3 protein-coding genes and 1 pseudogene are annotated in these 2,612 nt (G+C 70.4%); all 4 read left to right on the top strand.

The window, feature by feature from the left end; genetic code table 11:
- Positions 1-833 (top strand): methyltransferase (locus tag ABDW35_RS35320; RefSeq protein WP_343718514.1); only part of this gene is annotated, 833 nt, incomplete at its 5' end.
- The gene (locus ABDW35_RS35325) at positions 830-1,540 is read left to right on the top strand and encodes a pseudouridine synthase (protein ID WP_343718515.1); all 711 of its coding nucleotides are present in this window, start codon (positions 830-832) and stop codon (positions 1,538-1,540) included. The genes ABDW35_RS35320 and ABDW35_RS35325, both read left to right, overlap by 4 nt.
- Positions 1,541-1,881: 341 nt before the next feature.
- Entirely contained in the window at positions 1,882-2,211 is a 330-nt protein-coding gene (locus ABDW35_RS35330) for a hypothetical protein (RefSeq protein ID WP_343718516.1), read from the top strand.
- A 136-nt stretch (positions 2,212-2,347) separates the two neighbouring features.
- Positions 2,348-2,612 (top strand): annotated as a pseudogene (locus ABDW35_RS35335) (phosphohydrolase); the annotation flags it as partial.

Genomic DNA, 2,612 nt, shown 5'->3' on the forward strand with positions numbered 1-2,612 from the left:
GGGTCGAGGGCCGCTTCCCGCTGGTGCTGGTGTTGCCGCCACGGCAGCGCGAGGCGGCGCGGGCGCTGCTGGCCCGGGCGCTGGACCAAGCCGAGCCGGGTGGGACCGTGGTGGTCAGCCTGGCCAACACCGACGGCGCCCGTTCGGCCGAGGAGGATCTGGAGCGGCTGGCCGGCCCGATCGAGAGCCTGTCGAAGAACCGCTGCCGCGTGTTCTGGGCGCGGGCCGGCGCCGGTGATGCGGCCCTGCGGGCGGAGTGGGCGGCGCTGGACGAGCCGCGGCCGGTCGCGGATGGCCGCTTCCTCAGCCGTCCCGGCCTGTTCGCCTGGGACCGGATCGATCCCGGTTCGGCCCTGCTGGCGGCCCATCTGCCGGTGGAGCTGAAGGGGCAGGGCGCCGATCTCGGCGCCGGCTTCGGCATTCTTGCCGTTGAAGTCCTGGAGCGCTGCCCGGAGGTGACCTCGCTCGACCTCTACGAGGCCGAGGCAAGGGGGCTGGAGCTGGCGCGGCGCAACCTCGAACCCTATGCCGGCCGGGCCGAACTGGACTTTCTCTGGTACGATGTCGCCGCCGGGCTGCCGCGCGACCGCCGCTACCACTTCATCGTCACCAACCCGCCCTTCCATGAGGGCGGCCGGGCCGACCGGCACGATCTCGGCCGCGCCTTCATCACCGCGGCGGCGGCGGCCCTGCGCCAGAAGGGGCGGCTGTTCCTGGTGGCGAACCGTCACCTGCCCTATGAGGCGACGCTGGAGCAGGCCTTCGTCATGGTCCGCCGCATCGCCGATGACGGCACCTACAAGGTGATCGAGGCGTCGAAGGGCACCAAATGAAGCTGGTCCGCCGCCTTGCCAATCTGGGCTATGGCAGCCGCAGGCAGGTCGAGGCGCTGCTGCGTGACGGCCGCGTCACCGATGCCGGCGGTGCGCCGCTCGATGCCGAGGCGCAGCCGGAGCATGAGGCGATCCGGGTCGACGGCCAGCCGCTCGACCCGCCGCCCGGTGCCGTGCTGATGCTGCACAAACCGGCCGGCTTCACCTGCTCGACCAGCGACCCCGGCCGGGTGGTCTACGAGCTGCTGCCGCCGCGCTTCCGCCTGCGCAACCCGATCATCGCCCCGGTCGGGCGGCTGGACCGCGACACCACCGGCCTGCTGCTGCTGACCGATGACGGTGCGCTGCTGCACCGGATCATCTCGCCGAAAAGCCGGATCCCGAAGATCTACGAGACCACGCTGGCCCGCGACCTGACGGGGGAGGAGGCGGCGGCCTTCGCCTCCGGCACGCTGATGCTGCGCTCCGAGACCACGCCGCTGGAGCCGGCGGTGCTGGAGCCGCTGGGACCGCGGCGCGCCCGATTGACCGTGACCGAGGGCCGCTACCACCAAGTCCGGCGCATGTTCGCGGCGGTCGGCAACCATGTCGAAGCGCTGCACCGGTCGGCCCTCGGCGGCTTGTCGCTGGGCGATCTGGCGGAAGGGAAATGGCGGCTGCTAGACCCGGCTGAGGTGGCATCGGTGTTCAATTCGACAGTGCTCTGAACACATGTTCGACAGACCAGCCATCGGGTCGTCATTCGAATGTAATATTATGTCTTCATTGATGATTTTCCTTGTCGAGGCGCAGCCGCTGGCGCAGAGTGCGCAGCCTGCAGGTCGGAGGTCGACCGCAAGGGCGCAGAGCGCGATATTTCCGCCAGCCCTTGCCGGCCGTGTGTTTGTCGGTTTGGTGCCGCCCCCCGGTGCCGATGCGCTTCACAGGATCCGTCGCATCGCCGATGAACATGCAGCCACCGGTCTTTGGTCCTGCGGAAACCACGGCACGCGGCGGGCCTTTCGGGGCTGCCGCAGCCGCAACGACAAAAGCCGCTGGAGGAATCGCCATGGCAGGTCAGCACCGCAGGCGTCCCAAGACGAGTCCGGCCCCGCTTCGGGCGGATGAGCATGAACTGAAGACCCTTCCGCCCAAGGCCGCGAACGACACCGACACTGTGGTCCCGATGAGGGAGATCGCGGAAATGGATCTTTCGGCCGAGGCCCCGAGCCCCGCTCCAACCCGCCCGACCCGTGTCCAGGCGGCGCTCCGGGCCGAGATGCTGTGCCGGGGCTTGCGCCTGTCCCAGGCCGAATTCGCCCGCCGCTACGGCCCCGCAAGCTCTGTCGTGCGCAACTGGGCGCCGCGCCAGGCGCAGACCAACGGCATCAAGCTCTAGCCGTTCCTGACACGCTTCCATTCGATCCGACCGGCGGCCGCTGACGCGGCCCGTCGGTGTTTGCCTGCCATGGATGACAGCCTGCCGGGTTCGGTGCTACCGGGAAGGCGGAGCGGCCAGGGATCGAGGAGAGCGGATGCGTTGGGAGGGACGGACGGCGATGGCGCGGGCCTGGGTCCGGCTGCCGTCGGGCAAGCGGCTGGATCTGCTCAACCCCACCCCGTTCGACTGGGACGATCGCGACCTGGCCCTCGGCCTTGCCCGCACCTATCGCTGGGGCGGGCATTCGGCCTGGCCGCTGCCGCTCTCCGTCGCCCAGCACTCGCTGGCCGTGCTGGCGCTGTGCCGGGCCTGGGCACCGGTGCCGCTGTCGCCGCTGGCCGAACTGCGGGAGCTGCTGC

It is taken from the genome of Inquilinus sp. (assembly GCF_039594555.1).
In the GTDB taxonomy this organism is placed as follows: Bacteria; Pseudomonadota; Alphaproteobacteria; order DSM-16000; family Inquilinaceae; genus Inquilinus.

What these genes read in the sequence shown, in the direction of transcription:
- ABDW35_RS35325 (WP_343718515.1), top strand. Translation starts at nt 830, where the DNA reads ATGAAGCTGGTCCGCCGCCTTGCCAATCTGGGCTATGGCAGCCGCAGG.
- ABDW35_RS35330 (WP_343718516.1), top strand. Translation starts at nt 1,882, where the DNA reads ATGGCAGGTCAGCACCGCAGGCGTCCCAAGACGAGTCCGGCCCCGCTT.